At 58.0% G+C, this 25838-nt stretch carries 18 protein-coding genes and 2 pseudogenes; 10 read left to right on the forward strand and 10 right to left on the reverse strand.

Features of this window, described 5'->3' with window-relative positions; genetic code table 11:
• Positions 1-419 precede the first annotated feature (419 nt).
• Positions 420-1631, forward strand: a complete 1212-nt coding sequence (locus WN73_RS01195; RefSeq protein WP_271551143.1) for a Wzz/FepE/Etk N-terminal domain-containing protein — start codon at positions 420-422, stop codon at positions 1629-1631.
• 356 nt (positions 1632-1987) lie between these two features.
• A complete protein-coding gene (locus WN73_RS01200) occupies positions 1988-2767 on the forward strand; it encodes a class I SAM-dependent methyltransferase (protein WP_271551145.1) in 780 nt (259 codons plus the stop codon).
• A 36-nt stretch (positions 2768-2803) separates the two neighbouring features.
• Here the strand turns inward: WN73_RS01200 and WN73_RS01205 are convergent.
• The 3 genes and pseudogenes from WN73_RS01205 to WN73_RS01215 form a co-directional block, all read right to left on the reverse strand.
• Positions 2804-2993, reverse strand: a pseudogene (locus tag WN73_RS01205) (carbamoyltransferase C-terminal domain-containing protein); the annotation flags it as partial.
• A 103-nt stretch (positions 2994-3096) separates the two neighbouring features.
• On the reverse strand, positions 3097-4515 hold the full coding sequence (locus WN73_RS01210; protein WP_271551147.1) for an O-antigen ligase family protein: 1419 nt from the start codon (positions 4513-4515) through the stop codon (positions 3097-3099).
• Positions 4516-4736: 221 nt separating this feature from the next.
• Positions 4737-5894 carry a glycosyltransferase family 4 protein gene (locus tag WN73_RS01215; RefSeq protein WP_271551149.1) on the reverse strand — a complete coding sequence of 386 codons (1158 nt, stop codon included), beginning with the start codon at positions 5892-5894 and terminating at the stop codon, positions 4737-4739.
• 243 nt (positions 5895-6137) lie between these two features.
• On the opposite strand from WN73_RS01215, the gene WN73_RS01220 reads away from it, so the two are divergent.
• Positions 6138-7097, forward strand: a complete 960-nt coding sequence (locus tag WN73_RS01220) for a hypothetical protein (protein WP_271551151.1) — start codon at positions 6138-6140, stop codon at positions 7095-7097.
• A 346-nt stretch (positions 7098-7443) separates the two neighbouring features.
• On the opposite strand, the gene asnB is transcribed toward WN73_RS01220, so the two are convergent.
• The 4 genes from asnB to WN73_RS01240 form a co-directional block, all read right to left on the reverse strand.
• Complete coding sequence (gene asnB / locus WN73_RS01225; RefSeq protein WP_271551153.1) at positions 7444-9420, reverse strand: asparagine synthase (glutamine-hydrolyzing); 1977 nt, start codon at positions 9418-9420, stop codon at positions 7444-7446.
• Between the two features lie 724 nt (positions 9421-10144).
• A complete protein-coding gene (locus WN73_RS01230) occupies positions 10145-10888 on the reverse strand; it encodes an FkbM family methyltransferase (protein WP_271551155.1) in 744 nt (247 codons plus the stop codon).
• Positions 10889-11053: 165 nt separating this feature from the next.
• Complete coding sequence (gene murJ / locus WN73_RS01235) at positions 11054-12673, reverse strand: murein biosynthesis integral membrane protein MurJ (protein ID WP_271551157.1); 1620 nt, start codon at positions 12671-12673, stop codon at positions 11054-11056.
• Complete coding sequence (locus tag WN73_RS01240; protein ID WP_271551159.1) at positions 12670-12891, reverse strand: hypothetical protein; 222 nt, start codon at positions 12889-12891, stop codon at positions 12670-12672. Before WN73_RS01240 ends, murJ begins: the two co-directional genes overlap by 4 nt.
• 392 nt (positions 12892-13283) lie before the next feature.
• On the opposite strand from WN73_RS01240, the pseudogene WN73_RS01245 reads away from it, so the two are divergent.
• Positions 13284-13765: pseudogene (locus WN73_RS01245) on the forward strand (transposase); the annotation flags it as partial.
• Between the two features lie 450 nt (positions 13766-14215).
• On the forward strand, positions 14216-15202 hold the full coding sequence (locus WN73_RS01250; RefSeq protein WP_271551161.1) for a heparin lyase I family protein: 987 nt from the start codon (positions 14216-14218) through the stop codon (positions 15200-15202).
• A 66-nt stretch (positions 15203-15268) separates the two neighbouring features.
• Here the strand turns inward: WN73_RS01250 and WN73_RS01255 are convergent, their stop codons facing one another.
• From WN73_RS01255 to WN73_RS01265, 3 genes are all read right to left on the reverse strand, one after another.
• On the reverse strand, positions 15269-16531 hold the full coding sequence (locus WN73_RS01255) for a glycosyltransferase family 4 protein (RefSeq protein WP_271551164.1): 1263 nt from the start codon (positions 16529-16531) through the stop codon (positions 15269-15271).
• Complete coding sequence (locus WN73_RS01260; RefSeq protein ID WP_271551166.1) at positions 16512-17774, reverse strand: nucleotide sugar dehydrogenase; 1263 nt, start codon at positions 17772-17774, stop codon at positions 16512-16514. The genes WN73_RS01255 and WN73_RS01260 overlap by 20 nt, the downstream gene beginning before the upstream one ends.
• Positions 17775-18193: 419 nt before the next feature.
• Positions 18194-19945, reverse strand: a complete 1752-nt coding sequence (locus WN73_RS01265; protein ID WP_271551168.1) for a hypothetical protein — start codon at positions 19943-19945, stop codon at positions 18194-18196.
• Between the two features lie 1124 nt (positions 19946-21069).
• Here WN73_RS01265 and WN73_RS01270 point away from each other — a divergent pair.
• The 5 genes from WN73_RS01270 to WN73_RS01290 all read left to right on the forward strand — a co-directional run bounded on the left by WN73_RS01270 (position 21070) and on the right by WN73_RS01290 (position 25831).
• Positions 21070-22194, forward strand: coding sequence for a Gfo/Idh/MocA family protein (locus WN73_RS01270; protein WP_271551170.1), 1125 nt, complete (start codon positions 21070-21072; stop codon positions 22192-22194).
• Complete coding sequence (locus tag WN73_RS01275) at positions 22187-22840, forward strand: sugar transferase (RefSeq protein WP_246740550.1); 654 nt, start codon at positions 22187-22189, stop codon at positions 22838-22840. The genes WN73_RS01270 and WN73_RS01275 overlap by 8 nt, the downstream gene beginning before the upstream one ends.
• Positions 22841-22881: 41 nt before the next feature.
• Positions 22882-24063 (forward strand): DegT/DnrJ/EryC1/StrS family aminotransferase, encoded by a 1182-nt coding sequence (locus tag WN73_RS01280; RefSeq protein ID WP_271551174.1) that lies wholly within the window; start codon positions 22882-22884, stop codon positions 24061-24063.
• Between the two features lie 20 nt (positions 24064-24083).
• A complete protein-coding gene (locus tag WN73_RS01285; RefSeq protein WP_271551176.1) occupies positions 24084-24809 on the forward strand; it encodes a DapH/DapD/GlmU-related protein in 726 nt (241 codons plus the stop codon).
• A 104-nt stretch (positions 24810-24913) separates the two neighbouring features.
• Entirely contained in the window at positions 24914-25831 is a 918-nt protein-coding gene (locus tag WN73_RS01290) for a glycosyltransferase (protein ID WP_271551178.1), read from the forward strand.
• The last annotated feature ends 7 nt before the right edge of the window (positions 25832-25838 follow it).

Raw genomic sequence — 25838 nt, forward strand, 5'->3', positions numbered from 1 at the left:
AGTTCGTCCTGTTCCTTCCTGCAGCAGGTGCGCAGAGGTCTGCAGCTTCCGTGTTGATGACAGCAGCAGCACGGCGCGACGCGCATCCGTAAAGCGAATGCCAGTCACAGAACCCTTGCCCAAGAGATCAAACATTTTCAGCAATCCCTCGAGGGTTGACTGAAGTCCCTCCTCCTCGTTCTTCTGCTGCTCTGAACCGCACGCGGACCTCCTCGTCTCCCTCTCGGACGCCGCCCTGGAGGAACGCCTTTCCCTGCTGATAGTCACTCTGCCTGGTCTTAAATATTCTGTTTCCGCATTGACGATTTCCGAGATCGCCGACCGTGTCGAAAACGCATATCCCATCGCAATCTACGACCCAATCGCTCATCTCCGGGCAATCAGTACTTTCCGAGTCACTGGACGGGAATCGGCAAAAAATGGGTAACTATGATGGTCCATTGAGTGGCAGCACTGCCGGATTAAAGTTCGACACGCAATTCGCTTGCACCCCCGGAGCCTCAACTATCAGCAGTGGCGTGAAAATGCTCCAGACCAACAGCACAGATAATTGGGTAAGTCGTGACAATATGCCGCCTGAATTTCGCCCGGGGCCGGCCGTTTCGTTAGCAGAAGTACTGGCCGTGCTGGCGTTCATCCGACGACATCTATCGATCATGTTGCTGACGTGTTTCGCGGGGCTCTGCATTGCCATCCTATACCTCATCATCGTAGCACCCACGTTCACCGCCAAGGCGCAACTTCTCGTAAACTCGAAAGTGCCCGTAGTGGATGCTGCGGCGCTGTCGACGGTCGTGGAAAGTCAGATCTCAATCATAAAATCTGAGAGCATCGCTACCGCCGTAATCGAGAAGCTCGGCCTTGCTCAAGATCCGGAATTTGAAACGGGCCAAGGTAGCGGCATGATTTCCCGGCTGCTCGGCTTGAGTCAACCGAAGACGGAAGCTAACGCCGCGCGCTATGCCGTGGAACCGTTCGAACGCAAGCTTTCGGTCAAGCGCGTCGGCCCTACATTTCTTGTCGAGATTACCTTCGATTCCAAGAATCCGGATCGGGCGGCGCAGATCCTAAACGCTGTTGCGGAAACCTATATTACTCATCAAATGAACAAGACAAGTCTACAAGACGTGAAATGGGTTACGGATCGACTGAACGACTTGAGCACTCAAGCATTGACCGCAGAAGCGGCCTTGAAGGATTACGATAGGAACAAGGCGAAAGATGCAGCGGATTCCACTGATACCCGCGATAGACTAGCCGCCGCGGCTGAATCATCAAAGAGCGCCTATGATAACTTTCGCCACGCGCTGCGTAAGACAGAAGTGACGCAACAACAATCCCCGCCGGTGTTTGAGGCCAGTCTCGTCACCGGGGCGTCGCCTCCTTTGAGGGCCAGCTCGCCAAAACCTAGAATCGTGCTTGGAATAGCGATCGTTGGAGGGCTGCTTCTTGGAAGCGCTTTAGGAGTGCTGCGCGATCTGTCTGATCGCATCCGCACCAGCGGGCAGAAAACTTGTCCAAGCGCGGAGGACGGCAGGATCGAACGACCTCTTCCAGACGGAGTTCGACCAGATCGTCAATTTGACGCATCGGCAAAAGCAAAGCCAGTGCGCCTCACGGGTTCGGGGTGAAGACCGCCATCTTCGCCGACGATCGGCATCCCCCCGCCGACGCGCGATTGCCCCAGGGAAGGCCTTCTTGATGCGGCCACGGCCGGGATCCAGCACCGGTGCATTGATCTCATCGACCGCGATCTTGCCCGCGATCAGGATTATGTCGCGACAGCCAATCCACGGGAAGCCGAGGAGTTAATCCGAAATGGCCGCCACTTGCGGCGAATTTGACGATAGGACAAGCGCCTAAACCAGTTACCCTGAAACCCTCCGCAGATCGCCCAGGTCGCCGGGGCAGAACGCTCGTGCTGAGTGCGCCGCCAAGGAGAGGCCTGCCGGACGGGAAGTCAGCCAGCGCCAAGGGAGCCAAGTGGATGAAAGCACGTACCCGGATTCCGCTGACGAACAGTTGGAGTCACGCGATGCAGGTGATGTCCCACGAGATTCGCTCGATCAAGGATCCTGGCAAGCGTCTTGAGATCCTCGAGGCTGGTTGCGGTCCGAGGTGGCATCTCGATATCGGCGATGATGGCCATGTACTGACCGGCGTCGACCTCGATCCCGAAGCCCTTCGCATCCGGCGCGACGAAACGAAGGACCTCCACGAAGCCATCGTCGGGGACCTGCGCACGACGGATTTCGGTCATCGAACCTTCGACGTCGTCTTCAGCTCCTTCGTCCTGGAGCATATACCGGGGGCGCAACAGGTCCTGGAGAACTTCAACAGATGGCTGAAGCCGGGCGGGCTGATCATCATCATGATCCCCGACCCCTATTCGGCGTACGGTTTCACCGCCAGGATGACGCCGCACTGGGTTCACCTGCTCTACTACCGTCTAATTCGCGGACAGAAGAACGCCGGCAAGCCAGGCTTCGGCCCCTACCCGGTCATCTACGACAAGGCGGTGTCGCGCGAAGGCATTCGTGCATTCTGCGAAGAGAACGGACTGGTCTTGACCGCCGAATATGGGATGCTTAGCGACCCACTCAAGAGCAACTTTAAGCAGCAACTGGTGAAAGCGTACACGAAGACGCTTCAGGTCCTGTCCCTGGGCCGCCTGAGCTCCGAATACAACGACGTCATCTTTATCATCCGCAAACCGGCTCTCCCCTCGAGGGCAGACCTGCACGTCAGCGCTGCCCTTCCCGTCTGATACGCGGGTTCCCTGAGATCGACTCGAACATTGTCGCCGCTTGTCCTTCAGGACGTCGGCGACGATCAGCATATAGGGACTGTCGGAGTCGAGCTCGAACCAGTCCCGCGACGCCCTCCCGTAACACCGCGGGCGCGAAGGGCCGAAATCCCCCGCGCTATTTGACCTTCAAATTGAGGCTCTTCTGCATGGTCGGCGAGCAGCGATCGCCGAGGATCGAGCGCGACCGCGAGCTGGTCGGCAAGCGCTTTTGCAGTGGTCTCGACACCAGCATCTTCGGGCGGCACGTCAAATCGCGCGCCCACTGGAAGAAACGCAGCGGATCGTTGTTACGGCAGCCACTTGGTATCGGTAACGGCTCGGCGCAATGGGTCGTCTGCAAGCCCATCATTCGCGTGGGCCGGTCGGCTCGCGAGATACCGCAACCGCGTCACGTTGATCATCATCGCAATGATCGGAAATGCATACATGTTTTCAATTGTTGGAAGGATGTCACGCCCGGTCGTCATACTAATCCCACAACCAAAGATGCTCGCGAACAGAGCCCAATATAGATCGCTATTCAACCTTCGCCCAACTCGCCATGCGGTAGCTATTCCAACAAATAGGAAAACTAGAAGAACACCGGTTAAAATCACCCCGCAATCAAGAAAGAATTCGATAATTGCATTATGCGCTACGGTGACCTGTATCAGGGTTCCTGTGTCCCAAAGTTGGCTCGTACCTATTCCGTAGCGACCAGCGCCAAACAGGAACAGACCGATATCACTCGTCCATTCCTCTAGCAGCGGACGCCAAACGTAATCAACTCGGCCCGTCAGCAGCGCATCTGCCGAGAAGCCGGAACTGCCGCCAAACCCGATCGAAAGAAGAGCGTCAACGGTTGGTCCGATCCACACCAACGATGTGACGCCAACCGCTGCAGCACCAAGAACCAAAATGACAAAGCTGCGCCGCAGGATCAGAAACAGGGAACACGAAGCCGCTACTGTGACGAGCGCCGTTCGTGACTCGAGGAGAAGAACCGCCAAAAGCGATAGACACAGGGGGGCGATCCAGAGACCGCCGCGCGTAAGAGCTCGATAGAGCAACAACGGCACGGTAGAAATGAACATGCTTCCAATCACATTATAATGGGATCCGAAATACGCTATGCACAACTGGGCCATTTCGTCCCGGTCGCTATCAGTCATTCCGCTCGCGTGAGGTGAAAGCAGAACGGACGGATTCATCAGCACAAGCGCGATAAACGAGATTGATAGCAATAGTATCGAAAGGCAAATTGCCGTCGTAATTTTCTCGAGCTCCTGAAAGGAGCACATACGCTTAAGGATAAACAGGAAGGATAGCGTGTAAAAGCTCGGCACGACGCAAGCCGATAGTACAAAGTCGACGTAGGACTCTGGAAATGACTCAGGGAAGCGACTATGCAGAAGCGGCGCGTTTGGCACTGATCGAATGAGAGCTATGGCAAACGTTGCGAAGTACAGGAGAAAAATTCTGATCGATGTTCGTTCGATTTTGTCGGTCGCGTGTAGGGGCGCAGTGTCGAACACCAGATAAGCCAAGACTACTGCTGATAATAGGTTGAAGGGCTTGAGCCCTTGGACGCCGAATAGATTGTCCGTCATAAATGGTACGCGCTGCAAAGGCCACACGAACACAAACAGCAGAAAGAAGAACGTTCCAGCTTGCGCGACCGAATTCGGAAACGTGAGATAATCAGGCGCTCGGCCGTTATGGCTCAAGGATGCACTCATTTGTGGACCTGCGGATCTCACCGTCCCATGAACTCCCGACATCTCGTCTCGCCGTGCGGAGCCATCGTCTTGTCTTCCCGTGCGCATTGTTGTCCTAGTCGGAGCATCACGGCGGCAATACGCTGTTCTCAAAGTCGGCTAGCGTGCTGACGAGGCTTCTTCGTTGCTCATGAGGACATTTCGTTCAAATGGCGTCCACTTCGAGTGAGTCAATTCAAAGTGGTTGCCCCGGAGCGTCTTGACTTAGCGACAAGGGGCGTCAAGGCCGCAATTAACTCGCGGGCTTTTGCGGTCGGAGAGTGATTGGCCTTAACATAGATCTGACATCGTCGAGCGACCGCGTCGTATTCATTCGCGTCCATGTCCCAGAATGCCTTCACGGATTTAGAAAGTGCCAACTCGTCCTCAGCCGATGCACCGAGGGCATGACGCACGACGATCGAGTCCGGATCAACTTGCCGGCGCGTCACGACAGGTGTGCCCACGGCGAGAGCCTCCAGGAGCGCGTTCGAGAAGCCCTCGAAATCCGATGTGCACAGAAGCATCGTCGCTTCTGCTAGAAATTGTCGAACGTCTGCCCGCCGGACATGGCCGACCAGCTCCACGTTTGGCAGATGGCGCAGGCCATTCACGGCTTCCAGTGTCGGTTGATCGACATATCGCTCAGGCAGCCCCGCCACGCGGAATTTGACGGCCGGAAATTCCTGGGCGATTCGAAGCAGCAATGGCAAGTTCTTTCCATAGCGGAAGACACCAAGCCAGGCGACATATCTGCGTTCTGCGCGCGGCAAAGGAGCGGGCGCGTCCTCTGCTACGACAACGGCATTCTGAATGACGTGTATGGGCTTGCCCGGAAAAAGAGCTGCCAATTTTTCGCGTTGATACTCGTTTTGACAGAGGAATGCGGCCGTTCGATGCCGAGCCCAAGAATAGGCTAACCATTCATAAGAACGAAGACCGCTTCTGCATCGTTCGTCGACGTGTATGTCGTTGACGATGCGATGAACGAACGGAATCCCCAGTTGGCCGGCGACGAAAGCCATGATGGCGGTATGGACAGCACTTGCGCCCTGGATCATGATATCTGGATGATAGGCGCGGGCGGCCACCAATATTTTTGGGATATATGAGTAGAAATACTTCGCAACCCGCACCCCACGCGCGGGATCATAGGTTTCAATAAGTTTGATTTGCTGGCCCGAACCTACATGGGCCAAAGCGCCCTTCCAGGTAAGGAGAGCGGCTTCGTGACCGGCATTTTCAAGCGCGCGAAGCCATATTGACAGCTGGACGGCCCAGCCGCCGATCGGATAGTTATCATCCTTCAATAGATAGGGAATGGAAAAATCTATCGAGAGAATTCGCACCTGCGCACATCCTTGAAAAGAGCTCCCTAATGAGAGGACGTCAGCGCACGACGTCCAAACTCACACCCTGCAGCATAATCTCTTGAACCGGTCCGCGGCTCGACCCTTTCGGATTACCCATTCTCGGTCACAGGAGAAGACGAGACCAGCCCGGTCGGGCAATGGTATAGACGCCCATACCGTGATTTCGTGCACCAAACGCTGCCGCGATTTCGCACGCCACAAATGTTTGGAGGGCAGAGGATGCTCAAACACGGCATTTGCACGCTCGAACAACTTGATCGCTCCGAGCTGGGACGTTTTGCGGAGACGCGACGCTTTTTCCACCGGCTTTGCGATATTGCGCTTTACGAAGCACTGGCACGCCGTGGCGGGTCGGGCGATGAGGCTCTGCAGGCGGCAGTGCTGAATCTATTTCCTATTACCAATGGCGCTTACAAGCGCACCAGCCGCGAGCGCTTTGGTACATTTGACCGCGAGGTGCTAAGTATATTGGCGCGGCTTTTCTCCTCAAATGCACCGCTGAGCGTCCACGATGTTGCCGTGTCCGATGGGCGGACTGCCTGTGACTTCTATCGTGTCCTGTCGGCGCATTTCAGCGAGCTCGAGTTCCTGGCGAGCGATCTCTGCCTGCGCGTCACCAGACTTTCTTTTCCCAAGGTGCGGCTAAGTGTCGTGGTCGACGAGAACGACGTCCCACTGCAGCTCGTACGGCCGCCATTTGTACTAAATTTGGCGCGGACAGAAAGTTGGCTCTACCCTGTCAATCACTTGTTGCGGATGTTTTGGCGGCCTCGGGCCATGGCTGCGCTTGAAGCTGCGCGCGCAGGTGATGGGGCCGTGATTCGGGACCATATCCTGCTCTTGTGCAGCGAGGCGCGAAAATATCTCGATAGCCGCGCCAACTTTCATATCAAGAACTATGATATCTTTTCGCCACCGGCCGGCCGCTATCACGTGGTGCGGGCCATGAATGTTCTCAATCCGAGCTACTTCTCACCGGCCCAGCTTACTCATGCAATATCTAATTTGCGGGACTCGTTGCACGAAGGCGGTGTGCTGGTGATCGGCTCCAATGGCGAAGCGGGCTCGACGGTGCATGGCGGTGCTTACCAACGGCGCGATAATCAGCTGGTAGAGATCTGGAGCTGTGGCGGCGGCCCGCCCATCTCCTCGATGCTCTCTCGCGATCGACCGACCTAGCGCTGATCAACGCCACACTGCGGAATATTGTTCGATAATTCGGCACGGATCCCATGATCACTGGAACCGCCATCGCGGTTGGGCGTTCGCCGGCGGAAATCATTGAACAAGCAGCATACCGAGACTGCCATGACGGAGTTGGTACGCATCGCCGCGCAAACGCCAGCAGAACTGCGTCTCCTCAAGCGTCTTGGCAAACAGACACACCCCGCCGTCCTCCCAAACCGCGTTTGATAGATCCGCTCTTCGAACGGACCACAGAGGACGCCAACATCAAGAGCGCTCGTGTAAGGTCGCATGCCCGCTGGTGTCCGGCAGAAACCATGAAGGTGTCATCGCCATATCTTCAATTCAAAAGCGATGCTAAGCGTCTTGTTCCGGTGTCCGCCACCGAAGCATCGCCCCACCGACGATGCCACGCCTGGAACATCAGAATATTCCAAATGAGGAAATCTCGCTCACTATCTCCGCTCAAGAATTCGGCCCAGAGCGAGCGAATGGCCTCGACGTAAAACACATCACCGGCCCCCAGGCTAGTTTCGCTCATCAGGTCTTCCGCCCAATCCCGTAACGGACCGCGCAACCAATCTGCGAGCGGAACCCCGAACCCCATTTTGGGGCGCTCGACCAACTTATCGGGCACATGGCGGGCAAGAACACGCCGGAGCAAGTGTTTGGGGCGCCGGGCACGCGCGTTCTGAGACGACGGAAGCCTCCAGACCCATTCAACCACGCGATGGTCGAGGAGCGGAACACGCACCTCAAGCGCGACAGCCATCGAAGCTCGATCAACCTTAGTCAGTATGTCATCGGGCAAGTACGTGCACATATCCAGGTAGCGCATACGGTCCACCGGATCTGGCAAGAGGACCTCGAGGTCTTGATCCCAGCAGGCCGTCCGGACCTCTTGTGATCCTTTTACAAGTTTGTCTTGGTTCTGTGAGAACACTTCATAGTACACGGAACCGATCGACGACATTGAGAGGATTTGCGCCAACCGATGGGCCTTTTGGCCAACACGCGGCACGCGCCAAAAGTACGGTGCATGGCGCGCGATGCTGTCGTAAGTGCTAGGCGGCACGGCGCAAATGCTTGAAGACACGAGGCGGCGGAGCGCGAGCGGAATCTTCGCACGCGATCGCCAAACGTCCGCCGTCGATTGATACCGGCCGTACCCGGAAAACAACTCGTCTCCACCATCTCCCGACAGAGCCACCGTGACACGTTTTCGCGTCAACGCGGAAACAATATGGGTCGGGATCTGGGAGGGGTCGGCGAATGGCTCATCATACATCTCGGCCAACTTCGGCACCACATCGAGAGCGTCAGCGCCGCTAACGGGAAAGGTCGTATGGTCGGTCCCAAGATGTCGCGCAACAGCCTCAGCGTGTTTCGCTTCGTCGAATGCCGGGTTCTCAAAGCTGATGGTAAACGTCCTGACTGGCCTCAGAGACGCTTTCTGCATCAGTGCGACGACAGTTGATGAGTCGTAGCCGCCTGACAGAAAGGCGCCAAGCGGAACATCCGCTATCATGCGGCGTGATACTGCATCGTGCAGCAATGCCTCGAGCTCATCGACCAGTCCCTCTTCGTCGGCTCGCAGCGTGCTACGCTGCCCCTGCGAAACAACATCGGCCAGATCCCAGTACGCGCCCACTTCGGGACCGCCGCCCCTCGGAATTTTGACGAAGCCGGCGGGCGGCAGTTTGTAGACACCTTCATAGATCGTGAATGGACCTGGCACATAACCCTGCCGAAGAAAGGCGGCGATCGCTCCACGATTGAGACTCGGCTTCCAACCGGGATGGGCGCGCAGCGCCTTCAATTCCGATCCGAACAAAACTAGTCCGTCAAAAATCGCCCAATAGAGCGGCTTTTCGCCCATTCGATCACGAGCTAGGAACAGTTGACGCTCACCGGCGTCCCACGCTGCGATCGCGAACATCCCGTTCAAGCGCGTGATGGTCGATTTGACGCCCCATTGGGCGAATCCTTCGACAACAACTTCTGTATCTGAATGCCCACGAAACTGAACTCCGCAACGATCCAATTCGGCCTTCAGTTCTCGGAAATTGTATATTTCACCGTTGAACGTAATTGTATAACGGCCGTTGGCCGAGACCATTGGTTGATGTCCCAGCGAGGACAAGTCGATAATTGCCAGGCGGCGCTGCCCGAAGGCAATGCCGGCTTGCTCGCTCAACCACACTCCGCTGTCGTCCGGCCCGCGGTGACTCAAGGTTTGCGTCATTGCAGACGCCCGCCTTTTCAGATCTTGCAGGGTGCAACCATCGCGCTCCCAAATACCGGAAATTCCGCACATGCTTGAAAGGAGCTCCCCCCTGATGAGCGGACGTCAACGCACGGCCAAACTCAGATCCTAGCAGTTTAGTATTTTGAACCGGTCCGCGGCTTGACCCTTTCGGACTACCCATTCTCGATCACAGGAGACGCCCAGACCCGCAGATCGCGGAAATGGGGAAAGCGCTAAGCCGGGAAGTCAATCGGCATGGCGGCCTTTGGATCCGCGGAGCAAGGGAACTCGTTCTCCGCCTAGACAATCCGTGTCGACCAGGCGACAGAGTTCGTGTCCCGCGTCGGCATTTGCAAACGCTCCTAAGACGCTTCTTCACTCGCGCCGCGAACGAGAGATATCACGACTGATGAATTTTGTGAGCACGAACCCAAGCAGCACGGTCATCAAGCCGAAGACTGGGCCACGGGTCGCAAAAACGGATGTGCCTAGCTCAGAGAAGACGATGTGAGCGACCAGCACACCGACTGCCAAGGAGCGAGACTGCCGATACTTGCTGCCAGCGCGCCGGATAGGCCGAATAACTGTAAGCCAAGGTCAAGGCAATTGACAGCATGAGCGATATCGCGCCAATCGTCGCGGCCTGCCGGCCGAAACCAAACGCCCAAAGCCCCAGTCAAGCCGGGTGAGCGGTTCGGCAAGTTCACTAGATAGGTTGCTGTCACGCGTCGCCATCCCAATAGAGCTGAATGACGTCCTCCTCTTCGCTGATGGCAAGATGAGGTCCGAATCCCTACACACGCCAAGCATAGAGCCAGACGAGATATTTGGCGCTCGGTGCTGACAAAAACGGGGTGGGCATGGGTGGCCCTGGCAGATCTTCACACACCGTCGCGTCTCTAACCGTGATGCGGAAGCCCGCTCGCGAAAGCGCCGTCCACAGTTCCGCAACCTGGTCTTGCACAGCAGGATTGCCGTGCAGTTCGCATGCCACATACTTGACCATCCTCATTTTGCCTGTGGCGCACAGGTCTTTGAGCACGCCAAATTCGCTGCCCTCAATATCGACCTTGAGATAATCCACCGGCTCGGTAATCAGGTCACTTAAACGCACCGCGTCGACCAGCACCCCTGCCCCATTGCCGACATGGCCGCCCAGCGATCCCTCAGGCACAAACGATACCTTGCCAGCGGCATCGCTGACGGCGGCGCGAACCACCGTGACCGAGGTGAGGCCCAGCGCGCGTACATTCTCTTCCAGAAGGTCAGCGGTCTGCGGGTCGGCCTCAAAGACGGTGATGCGGGCACGCGGATAGCGCTGCTTGAACCAGATCACACTCATGCCAATGTTTCCGCCGCAATCAAGGATCACGGGCGCGTCGCCTAATCCGGCGACCTCATAGCCGCGGTCCAGAAAAATCTCACGATAGAGCGACAGCATCACCCCGGCGTCCATATAGCGCACCGGCCCGAAGGGGAAGCGAAACGCGCCGGGGACGCGGCGAGGGTTGTGTTCGCCCAACCAGAAGAGGCGCATGCAGGTCCACGAGCGTGTTCGTCTGATGACATGGACCATACCACGCGCCTGCCTGACCAGGTCTGCAAAGCTAAGGGTTTTGGGTGGGGAGCTAGCCGCTTGTACACTCATGGAAATTCTTCCTTGCTCGCGAGGGACGCAAACATCGATACGCTCATCGGCGGTCTATGCGGGTTTTGCCCGCACGCAGCCCCAGGGTAGTCGACTGGACAGCATGGCCCAGAGCTCGCCGACCTCTGGCACGCGCAAGGCCAGCAGCAGCGCAGCATAGATCACCAGGCCCGCGGCGCTCGGCAAGGCGATCTGTGCCAGCAGCGGCAGTGCGGCCACCTGGGGCAGCATCGCCAACAGCGCGCATGTCAGCCACAGGAACGCTGCCGCCACCGCGGTTTTGGTCAGCGAAAGGCCTAGCTGCGGCAGGCGCAGCCCTTGCAGCCGTCTGTTGAGAATGAGCAGCAGCGTCAGCGCGCCAATCAGATAAGTCAGCGTGGTAGAGAACGCTATGCCTGCTACGCCCCAGATTTGCATCAGCAGATAGTCGAGGACGGCGTTGAGCACCAGCGAAAGCACGGCAACGTTGCGCAGCGTACGATTGTCTTGCAGGGCGTTATAGATCCGTCCGTTGATAAAGCCGTAGGTCACGATGAATATATTCGGCGCGAGAAACATCACGGCGGTCGCCACCACATCGGTGGCCTGCGCGCTAAAGTTGCCATGGTGATAGAAACCCTCCACCACCGGGCGCGACAACGAACTCAGCAGCGCGCCGGCGGGCAAGAGGATGATTGCGGAAAAAATGACCGCTTGGCGGAAGGTGGTGGTTAAGAGCGAAAATTCGCGGCGGGCCACATGCAACGCGAAGATCGGCAAAAGCGCCGTGGAGAGCGCCGTAGAAAAGATCCCCGAGGGCATCTCCACCAGCTTGATCGCGTAGCTGAGCGAGGCGATGCTGCCCGGCGGCAGGAGCGAAGACATAAACTGATCGACCAGATTGTTGCCGTTGACCAGCAGCGCCCCAATCAGCGCGGGCGTGGAAAGCGCGGCGATGCGCTGAATGCCCGGATGCCGCCAGGAAAAATCGAAATGAAAGCGCAGACCCATGCGCAGATAGGCAACAACGACCAGCAAGAGATTCAGCGAATAACCCACAATCGTAGCCCAGCCCAGGGCGTAGATGCCCCAGGAACGCGCAAACAGCAAAAACGCGATGGTGCTCAGGGTAATCGTGACGGGAGCCAGCGATGGCACAGCAAACCGCCCATAGGCATTCAAAACGGAGCCGACCAGCGTCACCAGCACTTGCAACAAGAGCACGGGCACCAAGAAGCGCAGGAGGACGACCGCCAGCGCCTGCGTGGGGGCATCCATCTGCCGGGCGAAGACCGTCACCACCAGCGGCGCGCCCGCGACCAGCGCCGCCGTCACCACCAGCGCAATCAGCGTGCCCAGCGTCATCGCTGCCCAGAGCAGGCGCATGGACTCCGCCTCGCCTTTGTTTTCGCGGTAGTCCACAAAGACCGGAATCAATGCCGCGCCTACCGCCGCGGTCAGGATGCCAGAAATGGTTGTGGGCACGATCAGCGCCACCGTATAGGCGTCCATGGTGGGGCCAGCGCCAAAGGCCGAGGCCGTGAGCACCTGGCTGACGATGCCGAGCAGCCGGCCGGCAACGGTGACATAGAAGACGACCGAGATGGCGCGGCCAACGTGAATCACGGTCCCCCGGCTTTTGAGCGAGCCATCGCGCGGGGGAGCCTTTTCCTCGAGATTTGTGGATATACTCATGCCCAAATTGTCTCATAAAGCTCTTGTGCTGCAACGGGCTCGCGTGCGCGCGAGGTCACGACGTTGGACAGAAGCGCATTGCCAAGAGGCTGGCCGGTCAACGTACCGATAGCCATGACCGCTGATGCAATCGAGATGAGCGCAAAGGACGAGTTCGGAAAATTCGCTGCCGCGCCCCATTGGGTGTCGACTCCGAGACCTCCGCTCGCGCGCCTCATGCGTGCGGCCTCCTCCAGCAAGGCCTTCGTACTTCCTGCGTAGTAGTGCAATGGAAACGTGCAGCGAACGCGCTGACGATCGCATCTCCACAGGTCGTGCCTGATACCGCGGGATTCCGACATGGGCCTTGCTGCGTAATTGGTCCGGTCACCGACATCGAAGAGGCGGCGATAAATCAGTCGCACCAAAGAAAAGCTCTGGCTGTCTGCTCGACGCGCGTCATCTCTTCCCCCGGGCGAAGTCAAAGGTTCGTAGCCGTTCAAGAACGAGCATAGCCAAATGCATATCAGGTGTTCAGCAGTCCCGAAGCCGTTTTGGCGGATAAGAAGCGGTTTTGGCGGATAATTGGGGTTACCTACGAGGTGTGGTCTGAGCCCCGCAAACTGCACCCATGATGCCGAGCCGTTTCACGGAAGAGCAGATGATCGGGATTTTTCCGGAGCAGGACGCGGGTGCGACGACCGCCGATATCTGCCGCAAGCACGGGATCTCGAGCGCGACGTTCTACAAATGGAAGGCCAAGTACGGCGGGCTGGAGGTTTCCGACGCCAAGCGGCTGCAGGCGCTTGAGGACGATAACGCGGAGCTGAAGAAGCTGCTGGCGCAAGCTCTACGCTCGACATGACCTCGCTGAAGGATGCGGCTGAAAAGATGCTGACGCCGGCCGCAGCGCGAGAGGCCGTCGCTCATTTGCCCAGCAGTTCGATGTAAGCGAACGGCGGGCGTGTGGGTCACCGGCGCGGATCGAAGCTCGGTTCGCTACCGTGCTAACTATCTGGCGATAAGGCTGTGCGGAATTGGTTGCGCGAGCTTCCAGCGGTTCGCCGTCGCTTCGGCTATCGCCGCCTGTTCGTGCTGATGCGCCATGAGGGACTTGTCATGAACCACAGCAGTTCCGTCTCTATCGCGAGGAACACCCGGAGCGGACTGCCTGGGCCTCTGTCCGAAGCCAGGGTGTGAACCGCTGCGCCAGGAGCGAGGATCGTCATGTCGCCATTGCTCCAGGCCGAGACGCTGTTCGCGCCGAACCGTCCGGTCATCAGCTTCGGATCCGGCCACGAGGCGTGATGCTCGGTGCGCACCGTGTTGCCTCGCATTCTGCACATCGCCATACAATTCGTGATGCATTCCTCGGGGGCTCATGCCTGCGGTAGTCCTTATTTTCCTTCGATTGGATCAGTCGAAAATTGTATCGTGATTTGAATGAGTTCCTTTCACGCGGGACCAAGCATTGATACGGCAGTAGGCTGACCGAATTTCACGACAGAGCGTTGCTGTATTCTTGCTCAGACTACAAGTCGCCTACAGACAAGCGGGATAGCAATGACAATAACGATACCCCTTATCCTTGCGCTGGCAGGCAGCATCGCGAACATCTCTGATGGATCGACATCCCTCGATACGAGGATAGCAGACGCAGGTGGTTCGTGGAATTTGCAGGCCGAGAGCCTGTTCGACGATACTCACAGCTCTGCCGCCACCCACAGCGATATCGCCGGCGATACGAGCGCTCCATCGCAGCCTGCAAATAGAACAACTGCTCCATCGGTTACGTCGCTTTCGGCTAAGTCGCAGACCCGCTTTCTCATTGGTGGCGACGTCTACCACATTGAGACGGCGGGTAAGAGCTATAGTATAACCAGCCCCGATCCGCAGACCCTGCGGTTCGAGGTCCAGAAGGGCGACAATTGGGCAGCGGGTGGTGATGGCTCAAACTGTGATCGCTCTGAAATTCAGAATGAGTCGATGGGCGTCCCGACCAGCTGGGGTGCGGTGATCCCGCCCGGCACTCCGATTGGCATGGACTATCAGTTCATGGTGGAGGCCAATGGGCCCAACGGGTCATTTGTAAATACTCAAAACAGATCGAACGGCTGGTTTGTCGTCGGTCAAATGCACAATGACGACATTGCGAGCGGCGTGGGGACCTCACCTCCGTTCGCGGTCCAGATGGACGGCGACCGTCTGCAAATCGTCGCCCGCTATGTTCAGCCCGGTGGGAATCCCAGCAATTCCTCATCCGCTCTCCATATGCTGACGCTCTGGACCGACCCGAATCCGATTCAGACTGGCGTCTACAACGACATTCGCGTTCGAGCCAATTTTTCCAACAGCGGCAGCGGGTACCTGGACGTCTGGATCAACGCCAAACAGGTTGTGAACTACCAGGGGCCGCTGGGTTATGGGCAAGGTACCTATTGGGAATACGGCATCTATCGCTCGACGGCGCGCGAGACGAGTGCCGTCCGTTACCGAAATTTGATGTTAACAATCGAATCGTCAACGCCTGTCTCGTCACGACGACCCTGACTGACGGTGCGCAGCCTCGCTGCGCGGTATCATCGAAGGCTGGCTGAGATGCGAACAGAATAGGTCCTATCCGCATTTCCCCCTAAGTTTGAATACTTTTTCATAAGCACCCAAAAGCTTTGTCGACTCGTGGTGCCAAGCGAGTTCGTCGTGGATCCTTTTCTGACCGAATGCACCCATCGCATCGCGCCGCACCGGATCATCTACAAGTTCCAGTATCCTGTCGCCGAACTCCGCAGTATCCGAATTCTGTACATATAAAGATGCCTCTCCTGCCGAAAAACGGCCCTCGGTCAGGTCAAATTGCACAATAGCCTTACCCAGCGCCATATACTCCATGATCTTGTGCATCGTTGATTTGTCGTTCATCGAGCTAGGGCGGTCCGGATTTACGCAGACGTCTGCCGTGGAGAGTATGGTGAATAGTGTCGCATCATCGACACGACCCGTGAACGTAACCAATTCGTCCACTTCAAGGGCCATTGCAAGCTTCTTGATCTCCTCCAATTCCCGCCCACTCCCGACAATGACGAACTGGACATTGTCGCGGTTTCGTGTCCAGCGGATGTGCTTGATTGCCTCCAGTAGCAGATCGATCCCCTCCTGCCTGGCAATAACACCTACATATCCGACAAGGAATTTCCGTCCCTTCTTCCAAGCCGGGTCTGGTGGAAGTGAGCGCACGCGCGAAAAGTTCGGAGCGGAGCGCACAACGAACACCCGATCTGGCTTCATTCGCCCTCGTTCAATGGCAATGGTGCGATATGAGTGGTTGGTTGCTATCGATACGTCCGACAATGCGAATGTAATCCGCTCAAGTAGAACCATAACCCGCCAGAGAAAACCACGACGCCCGAATTTTGCCTCGTAAAGCTCCGGGTTGATATCGTGGTGATCGAAAATGAACGATTTTCCGAATAGAAACTTATGAAATGCACCAACTATGAAAATGAGATCCGGCGGATTGCACGCGTGGATCACATCAAACCCGCGCGTTGTGAGAATTTTCACACTCAGCACGAACTCCCAAAATAGTGCCGCGCTGTACTCGACGAGATAGCCCAGCACCCCACTACCTTCTACCGGCAACCAGTGGCGATAGACCGAGATTCCCTCGATAATCTCAAAGGAGGCCGTTGCGCCCGGTCCCTTCGGACAAATTACAGACACTTCATAGCCATGCCGCGATAATGTCGTGGCTTCCGACCACACTCGGCCATCGAACGGCACTGGAAGATTTTCGACGATGATAAGCACCCGGCGGCGAACCGAACCAACACTCGCTTGATCGTGGCGCGCAACGCCATCGTCACGAGAGAGTGTTGACATCAATGATCTGCCTCGCATGTAGCGCCATATGCTTCGCCCACCCTCTGGTATCGATGACGAGTTCGAACAGCTCCGACTCGGCGACCGACTTCGGGACTAGCAACTTGCGGAGCGCAGGCAAATTGGAGAATGCATAGCCAAGATTCTGCCCCAGCAATTTCGACGGCTCGACGTGCGGATCGTATATCGACAAGCCAACGTGCAACCGGAGGAATTTGCGAGCCAAGTCGATATTGGGACTCTCGCGAAGATCGTCGCTGTCCTCCTTGAAGGCAAGCCCGAGCATGAGCACCCGCCCGCCCGCCGGAACGGCCTTCAGGCAATTCTCAAACAGGAAATTCTTGTGCTCATCATTCGATCTGAGAACCGAATCCACTAGCCAAGTATGTGCCCCGACGTCACTTGCGATGTGTTGGAGCGCGCGAACGTCTTTCGGCAGGCAGGAACCGCCGAATGCGCCACCTGGCCTCAAATAGTAGGGTGAGATGTTGAGCTTTGTATCCGAGACAAAGATCTTATGGACAGTCGTCGCGCTAATACCGAGCTTGTCGCAAACGCGACCGACTTCATTGGCAAAGGCAATCTTTACTGCGTGAAACGAGTTATCGACGAATTTTGTCATCTCCGCCGCGCGATAATTCGTGTAGAAGACCGGCGCCGCGATATTTGCGTTCAACTCGTCAAGAGCCGCGCACCTCTCTCCGTCCTTCGTCCCAATCACGATCTTCGGTGGATTGAGGAAGTCATCGATCGCCACGGATTCGCGCAAGAATTCGGGGTTATAGACAACCTCGACCAGGTCCATCCTGTCTCTCAATGCGCTCTCGAAGATCGGGAGGACCAGTTCCTCGATGGTACCGGGCCGCATTGTGGAGCGAAATACGAGAGTCAACGTCGTCGCGCGGGTGGGGCCGACTAACTCCGCGATCTGATGGGAAACTTCCGCGATGAAGCTCATATTGTGAGATCCGTCCGGCGCACTGGGCGTTCCCACACAGACTATGGCCATGGTGCAACTATCGAGATGCCCGCTCGCGTCCTTCGTCGCGCTCAGCAAATTCTTCCTGACAGCGCGCTCTACAAGTTGATCGAGACCAGGCTCCGTGATTGGCGATTTACCCGCATTTACGATCGCCACCTTTTCATCGTTGACGTCGACACCGACGACTTCGTGGCCTTGCCTGGCGAGGCAAGCGGCCGTCGTCATGCCGACGTAACCAAGTCCGAACACCGCAATCTTCATCTTAATCCTTCAAGCATTCCGTTCTGCTGGAAACGCTGGCGGCTACTCATGCCTGCAAGGTCGACGTTCTGATTCAGAGACAATATGTCGATCAGCCCCCTATGACGCCTTCACGCGCCAACCACCGAAGCGCATCGTGCGTCTTTAAAGGAAGGATCCAATCATTCGGACCCGGCACCCGAGTGTATTCTTTCGTCCGGGGTGAGCTTCAACTCATCCGCGCAGAACCTCCACTTTTTTGGGCTACCTATTCTGGCTGTGACGAAGAGAAGACAGGCAGAAGAGTGGTCACGTGGCCTTGGGCGTGCCCTCGCCGAGACACTTGGCTGCGATCAACACTTGAGACCTGCCGATCTGCAAGGAGCGCCATACTGGGAGCTTCGTGCACATAATCACGCTCGTTGCGGTCCGCCTCTCGGCTATACGCCAAAACGAAAGAGGTGCCCGTAATTGTCACGAAGTTCGGACAGATACCGCCGAACCGCAACCTGAATCCGGTATGAGACCGATTCTGAATCCGGGCAAGCATCCGGCCGCTCGTGATGAACGCAGCGTATGTCCGCCGCCCTGCCGGGCGGGATATCGACGACCACTCGAACACATCCATCCCCGTATTCGTACGCGACAGCGTCCTGGTTGACTGTAACTTCTTTCAAAGAAGCGATCTGTGGTTCTTGCTTCACGACTAGGATCCGTCGCGCCATCGCCTCCCCGTTTTCGATGCGGAGTTGCTCAGCAAACATCTTTACTGTGATCGTTCCGTCGTCAGGGCGAATGCCGTAGCTGCGGCAGACGGCGTCCCCGAGGGTCCGCCAACAGAGTTTCCACCGCAAGGATGCAAGCTGTTGGAGGAACTCCGCCAGTTGGCTACCGTGGTCTCGGAAAATGTCGTGATGCCCGGCAACAAAGCACGGCTTGCCCAGGATTCCGTCAAATGCGAAGTTCTCAATGCCGTGGTGGATGTACCGCCGGGTATAAATCGAGAATCCCCCATACCGGACGATGGCGACACTCCACAGGTCTGCAAGTGTCGTTTCGTTCGACGCGTCATCGGCTGGTGCGACTTCCGTGTTCACTGCCGCGAAGAAGCCATTTCGCTTGAGAGCGGACGCTGCCTCGGGCGAGAATGCCCCTTGCGGGAAAACCATCACGTTTTCATGATCAAGCGCGGTCTCGTTGAGCAGGGATTTCATCCGACGCCTGGCGGTCTTCAGCCTTCTGTCGAGCAGGTCCGCTGAACGGGCTGAAAATTCACCACGGGTGTGATCGCAGCCGTGCACGCAGACGGACAGCTTTCCGCTGTTTCGCCGAAAGGCGGCAACGGTGTCGCGATTTGTTCGCCGCCAGTTCCATGGAATGAAGGCGACAGTCGTCGCGAACGTTTGCTTGTCGGCCAACCGCAAAAGTTCGCCAAAGTCGAGAAAGCCGTACCGTGGCCACAGAGGTGGATCATCGATGATCAGGCACGCGTTTGTTTCGGAGGTGGTCCAGCAGACGTCGCGGAACGACCACTTCAGATACATAACGACGGGCACCGCACCAGCAAAGCGCTTCTTCACATCGAAATAGGTCGCAGCGCGTTCGCAAATGTCCACCATCGCCAGTGAAGCATCGGCAAAGAAGCGCACGCCGGCATTAGCAAATCCGACGAACAGGTGCCCCTCGGGTGCCCCGAGGATGCTCTGCAATTCGCCATCATCCCGGATGACAAGCGCAGCATCCGCGGCGCCGGGCTCCAGTTGAATCTGCAGGGCCGACATTGGACCGCACATGTCTGGAAAAGTATCAGTGACGAACACGGTTGTTGGCCGCGCCTCAATGCCGTCGATCTCCGCGTCCGGGTCTCCAGTGATCTGGCGCAACAGAGCCCTGCCGCGATCCGCAGCTTGAAATCCATAGACGAACACGGAAGTAGCTGCCGCCAACCAGTCCGGAAACGTTCCGGCCTTGCAGGGCCGCAGGGCTTCGGCGAGACATGACGCGGAAGTCAGGACGGAGAACTGCGGATGACTTGCCATCAGCGAGGCTACATTGCCCTCGTTCGCTTCGCTGACTGTCAGCGCCATCCATGGGATTCCAAAAAACTCGAGGATTTCCGACAGATTGCAATCGTCGGGCAATGGAGTGTCGTCGCTGCGGAGCAAGAGCGCGATCGAAGAACCTGTGTCCATGGTGCCTCGTTCCATCCTGGACTGTCGCATCACCCTTCGCGAGACGACCATGGCGTCGCTTGAGCGGGGTCGACAAACTCCGCGATCTGACGGGAAAGCTCCACGATAAGGCTCATGTTGTGAGATCGTCCGGGGCGCTAGGCGTTTGTTGGCTCACATTCTTCGTTGCGCTCAGACGCCAATGACTTCGTCGCCATCCTGGAGAGGCAGGCGGCGACTGTCATACCGACGTAGCCAAGTTCAAACATCGCACGTCTCATTGTAGTCCCTCACTTCCACTGCCCTTAGAGTAGCGTTCGGGCGCGCCCAGCCAGGGCAGGCAAAAGGGTTGCTGCCGACGGCTGATTGGGTACCCATTTGTGAGTACGCGGGGACAAATTGTGGTGCAAACCCATTGCCAAGCACCGCACATGCCGCACATACAGAATCGCGTTCAAACGCCAAGCCGCTGAGGAATTTCTCGCCGGTGAGACGCTCCATGCCCGTCGAAGCGCCACGATGTCTGCCGAAACCGAACGACTGATGGATGAGTGCGAGCCGGGACCGTCAAGAGAACGGAGTTGCAGCTGCTGCTTGCCACCATAACAAGTTGCCGTACTGCATGATGGAAAGTCATGGTCCTGCCCTTCCTGCCGGTCCTCGGCGCCTCCCCTTCCGCCTATTTGCCTGCCAGGCCGGTGACGACGCCGAGGCCCTGCTCTTGATCGGCTGCTGTCAACGGCGCTTGGAATCCCACAGCGTCAGCGACCCTGCCGGTATCAATTCGCTCGCCGGAATTGCCGAGACGGACAGCGTCGTGCGCGAAGCAACGAACAAGGTCGGTCTTCAGCGCCTTTGACCCGACGCAAGCACAGCGGCCTGAATTCGAATGCTGCGGCGCGTCGGCAAAGCTCCGTGTTAATTGAGTGGACCGATCCCGGCGCGATTCGACGCAAAAAGTAATTTGGGTCCTACCCCGCAGCTGCGTCGCCCGGCTCCGCCTTGTCAAGGCCACAGCACGCGCAAGCACGGGGGGTATTCCGACCTGTGTACCCCAAAAGAGCGTAGATCGTAACCCGTGTGCTTCAGCAGCGCGCACGCCCAATCGGCTATCTTGAATCGACACTCGCAGACAAGGAGCCAACATGGCGAATACCCGTGATCGTGAGGACGTGAAAGTTCAGATCGCGAACGGCGGCCCGTCGCTCGCGGTCATCGGTTGCGGCTACTGGGGTTCGAAACACATCCGCGTCAGCTGCGACGTACGCGATGCAAGGATGTCGATGGCGGTTGATCCGCGTCCTGACAGATTGGAATATATCCGCTCACAATACCCTTCTGTGGCTGTTTCGCGTGATATCGGCGCGGTACTGAATAACCCCTCTATAGACGGTGTCATTGTCGCCACCCCTGTAGAGACGCATTTTGAATTGGCGCGAGCGATCCTCCAGGCCGGAAAGCACGTGCTCGTCGAGAAGCCGTTGGCCATGACGAGCGCGCAATGCCGGGAGTTGAATGCGATCGCCGAAGCGCGCAAGCGCGTGCTGATGGTCGGGCACACGTTCGAGTATCACCCGGCGGTCGGTGTCATGCGCCAGATGATCCAGAGCGGCTCTCTCGGCGAGCTTTATTACATTGACTCGCGGCGTCTGAATCTCGGTCTCTACCGGCAGGACGCCAATGTCCTTTGGGACTTGGCGCCGCACGACCTCTCGATCATCTTCTGCCTGCTGGAGGAAGTGCCGCAAACCATCGGCGCCTGGGGGTGCGCGCACGTTCTGCCCAACGTCGAGGATGTTGTTTACGCCAAGATGGGCTTCAAGAGCGGCCCGACGGCCCATGTGCATGTTTCCTGGTTGGACCCGGTAAAAGTACGCCAAATCACGATCGTCGGAAGCGATGCGATGCTGGTGTTCGATGACGTGCAGCCGTCCGAGAAAGTGCGCGTATACCAGAAGCGATTCAGGCCGAGGATCGACGGCGACTCCTACGCCGACTTTCAGTCGGCCTATCATCATGGCGACGTTCATATACCCGCGATATCCAGCAGCGAACCGCTGAAACTCGAGGTACTCGACTTCGTCAATTCGATCATAACGGGGGAAAGGCCGCGCGCGGACGGACTTCACGGGCTGCGCGTTGTCGAAGCGCTCGAGGCGGCATCGGCGTGTCTACGGCTGAAGCACAAGCACAGTAGCAACGGCAACGATCACCGGATGGTTCGGCGGCGTAACATGCCGGCGGGGGGTCCAGAAATTGCCGTTGCATGAAGCCACGCGACGGAAGACAACCCCGCGGGAATTTGGCAAGCGGGCGCTCGACGTCGTGATCAGCGTTCTCGCCATCGTGTTGCTGTCCGTCGTCTTCGTGGTGGTGTGGATAGCAATCCATCTCGACAGTCCAGGACCAGCGGTGTTTCGCCAACGTCGGATCGGGCGAGACGAGAAACCGTTCAACTGCTTCAAATTCCGGACACTCCAACACAACGCCGACGAAAACATCCATCGCGAGGCGATCCGGAGGGCCTGGGCAAAGCAACCCCTGTCGAACGACCCCGCCGCCCCGTACAAGCTGACAGACGATCCTCGCGTGACGCGCGTCGGACGGTGGCTGCGGAGAACCAGCCTCGACGAGCTGCCTCAATTCCTCAACGTATTGCGGGGCGACATGAGCATCGTCGGTCCGCGGCCCGCGATTCCTTATGAACTCGAACACTTCCGCGACTGGCACCATAAGCGTCACATTGTGAGGCCCGGAATAACCGGAATTTGCCAGGTGCGCGGTCGGGGTCGTGTCAGCCCCGAAGTGATGCTCGAGATGGACGTCGACTATGCAATGAACTGGACCTTATGGACCGACCTGAAGTTGATTGCCCTGACGTTTCCCGCGGTGCTGCGGGGGCACGGGGCCCGCTGACGTTCTCAAGACACAAAGACGGATTCTCGTGAGGTTCGAAAATGCAAATTCCGTTTGTCGATCTTAAAGCGCAATATGAGACGATAAGAGACGAGGTAGCCGAAGCAATTCGGGGTGTTCTCAACTCCACGCAGTTCATAGGCGGCGAGGCGCTTGCCTCGTTTGAGAAAGATTTCGCCGCGTATTGCCAGGTGCGCCATGCGCGCGGCGTGGCGAACGGCACGGACGCGATTCATCTGGCGCTACGGGCCTTGGGTATTGGTCACGGCGACGAGGTGATTACGACCGCCCATACCTTCATCGCCACTGCGGCCGCCATCGCGGCGACGGGAGCGCGCCCCGTATTTGTCGACATCGATCCGGAGACCTACACGATCGATCCCACGATGATCGAGCGCGCCGTAACGGATCGCACAAAAGCGATTATCGCAGTCCACCTCTTCGGACAGCCGGCTGACATGGGTCCAATCAAGGACATCGCGCGGCGGCGCGGGCTCTATGTAGTGGAAGACGCGGCCCAGGCACACGGAGCGGAATATCGGGGGGTCCGAACCGGGGCGCTCGGCGACGTCGCATGTTTCTCGTTTTATCCGGCGAAGAACCTCGGGGCCTATGGCGACGGGGGAGCGATCACCACCAACAGTGCCGCAATCGCCGAGCGGATAGAACGATTGCGTGACCACGGTCGAACCACCCACTACAGCCACGCCGAGATCGGGTTCAACAGCCGGCTCGACGCTCTCCAGGCGGCAATCCTGCAGATCAAGCTCCGGCGTCTGGATGAATGGAACGCCAATCGGCGGCGCGCTGCGGAGTGGTACGCGGGGGAGTTGGCGCAATCTGGGATCGAGACGCCGTTCGTTCGAAAGGGCTCGACGCACGTCTACCATTTGTATGTGATCACCACGAACGAGCGGGACGCAATGCGGATCAAGCTCGACGAGGCCGGCGTGGCAACCGGGATCCACTATCCGTTGCCGCTCCACCTACAGCCAGCTCTCGCACATCTCGGCTACAGGCAGGGCGACTTGCCGTGCTGCGAAGCGATGGCCGCTCGATCATTGTCCCTGCCCATGTTTCCCGAACTCACACGCGACGCGGTACGCCATGTCGCCGCGATTGCGCGCGCTGCAGCCGAGCGGCACGGTCACAAGATCGCGCAGCGGAGGCCGACGTATTCGCCCGCCGCGCTGAGCGCCGACGGCGGGAAGGAGTGCCGATGAATCGAATCAGCGCATGGGCGGTGGTCCAGACCGAGGCCATCGGTGCGGCCGTGACGATCGCCGAGTTCGCCGTGGTGCGGCCTGGTGTTACGATTGGCAACGGGGTGGTCATTCACCCGCATGTCGTGATTGAGAGCGGCGCTAGAATCGGCGACAACGTCGAGATCTTTCCGGGAGCCTATATCGGCAAGGCGCCCAAAGGTGCCGGCGCGTTGTCGCGCCCGCCGCATTTCGAGGCGTGGGTCGATATCGGCGCAGATTGTTCGATCGGACCGCACGCGGTGATTTTCTACGACGTCTCGCTCGGCGCGGGGACCCTGGTCGGGGATGGCGCCTCGATCCGTGAACAATCGCGGATCGGCTCGAAGACCGTCATCGGACGTTACGTCACGATCAACTACAATACGCGAATTGGCGACCGCGTTCGGGTGCAGGATCATACCTGGCTGGCGGGCAATATGACGATCGAAGACGACGTGTTCATTTCGGGTTGCGTCGGCACTTCGAACGACAATGCGATCGGCCGCAACGGTTACGACGGTTCGCCCATGCTCGGGCCCCATATCGCGCGCGGCGCGGCAATCGGCCTGGGAGCCAACCTGCTGCCAGGCGTCAGAATCGGCGCTGGCGCCGTCGTCGGCGCCGGCGCGGTGGTGACGAAGGACGTGCCCGACGGTGCGCTCGTGATGGGCGTTCCGGCGGGGATCCGACGACGGCTCAACGAGGTTAGCGACGCGGACCAGTGACTCGATGGCAGTTCGTGCCAAGCGTCGAGGGAACACCAATCGTGAGAATCCTCTGTGTCACCAATATGTATCCGAGTCCGCAGAGGCCGGGCTCCGGAGCCTTCGTGTGCCAGCAGGTGGAGCAGCTGCGCCGGTTTGGCCACACGGTCGACGTCATCGATATTCTCGGATCCCAGTCCAAGATGAATTACCTGAGATGCACTCTTGATGTCGTGCGAATGACGAGCGCGGTGGCATACGACATCGTCCATGCGCATTACGGTTATTCGGCATATCCTGCAATGTTTCGATTGCGGGCGCCGCTCGTCATCACGCTGCACGGGACCGACGTAATTGGGCAGAGCATCTTTGAAAGGTTGAGCACGCGGGCCGTGTCGCATTTCGCCGATGCCGTCATAGTCGTTTCGGAGGAGCTGCGGAGACGGATTCCGGGAATCGTGATTCCCTGCGGGGTCGACCTCGGCGTATTCAAGCCGTACGATCGCGATAAAGCACGAGCACGGCTGGGGTGGCCGAAAGACAAGCATATCGTTCTGTTTCCATTTGATCCGGCGCGCCCTGAGAAGAGATACGATCTTGCAAGAGCGTCAATCGAGCGACTCGTGCAGGAAGGCGTCGACGCGGAGTTGATGACGGTTGTCAATGTGCCGAACGGCGAAATGCCGTGGTGCTACAGCGCGGCCGACGCCCTGCTTCTCTGCTCGGATTATGAGGGGTCGCCGACCTCTATCAAGGAAGCTCTCGCGTGCAATCGTCCGGTGGTGGCGACGGACGTCGGCGACGTTGGCGAGCTGTTAAACGGCATCGCGGGAACGCGGATCTGTCCGCAGGACGCCGGCACGATTGCCCGCAACCTTCGAGAGGTTTTTGACTGGTCGCGGAGCAGCGAGTTCCGGGGTCGGGCGGCAATGGCGAGATACGATCAGGTGCTCACGGTGGAAAAGATCGTCGGGGTATATGACGACGTTCTCTCCAACCTCAGGGCAAAGGCAGTGGGCAAGCGTTTGCTGCGGAGCGGATGACGACAAT

The organism is Bradyrhizobium sp. CCBAU 45394 (assembly GCF_028128655.1).
Taxonomy (GTDB): Bacteria; Pseudomonadota; Alphaproteobacteria; order Rhizobiales; family Xanthobacteraceae; genus Bradyrhizobium; species Bradyrhizobium diazoefficiens.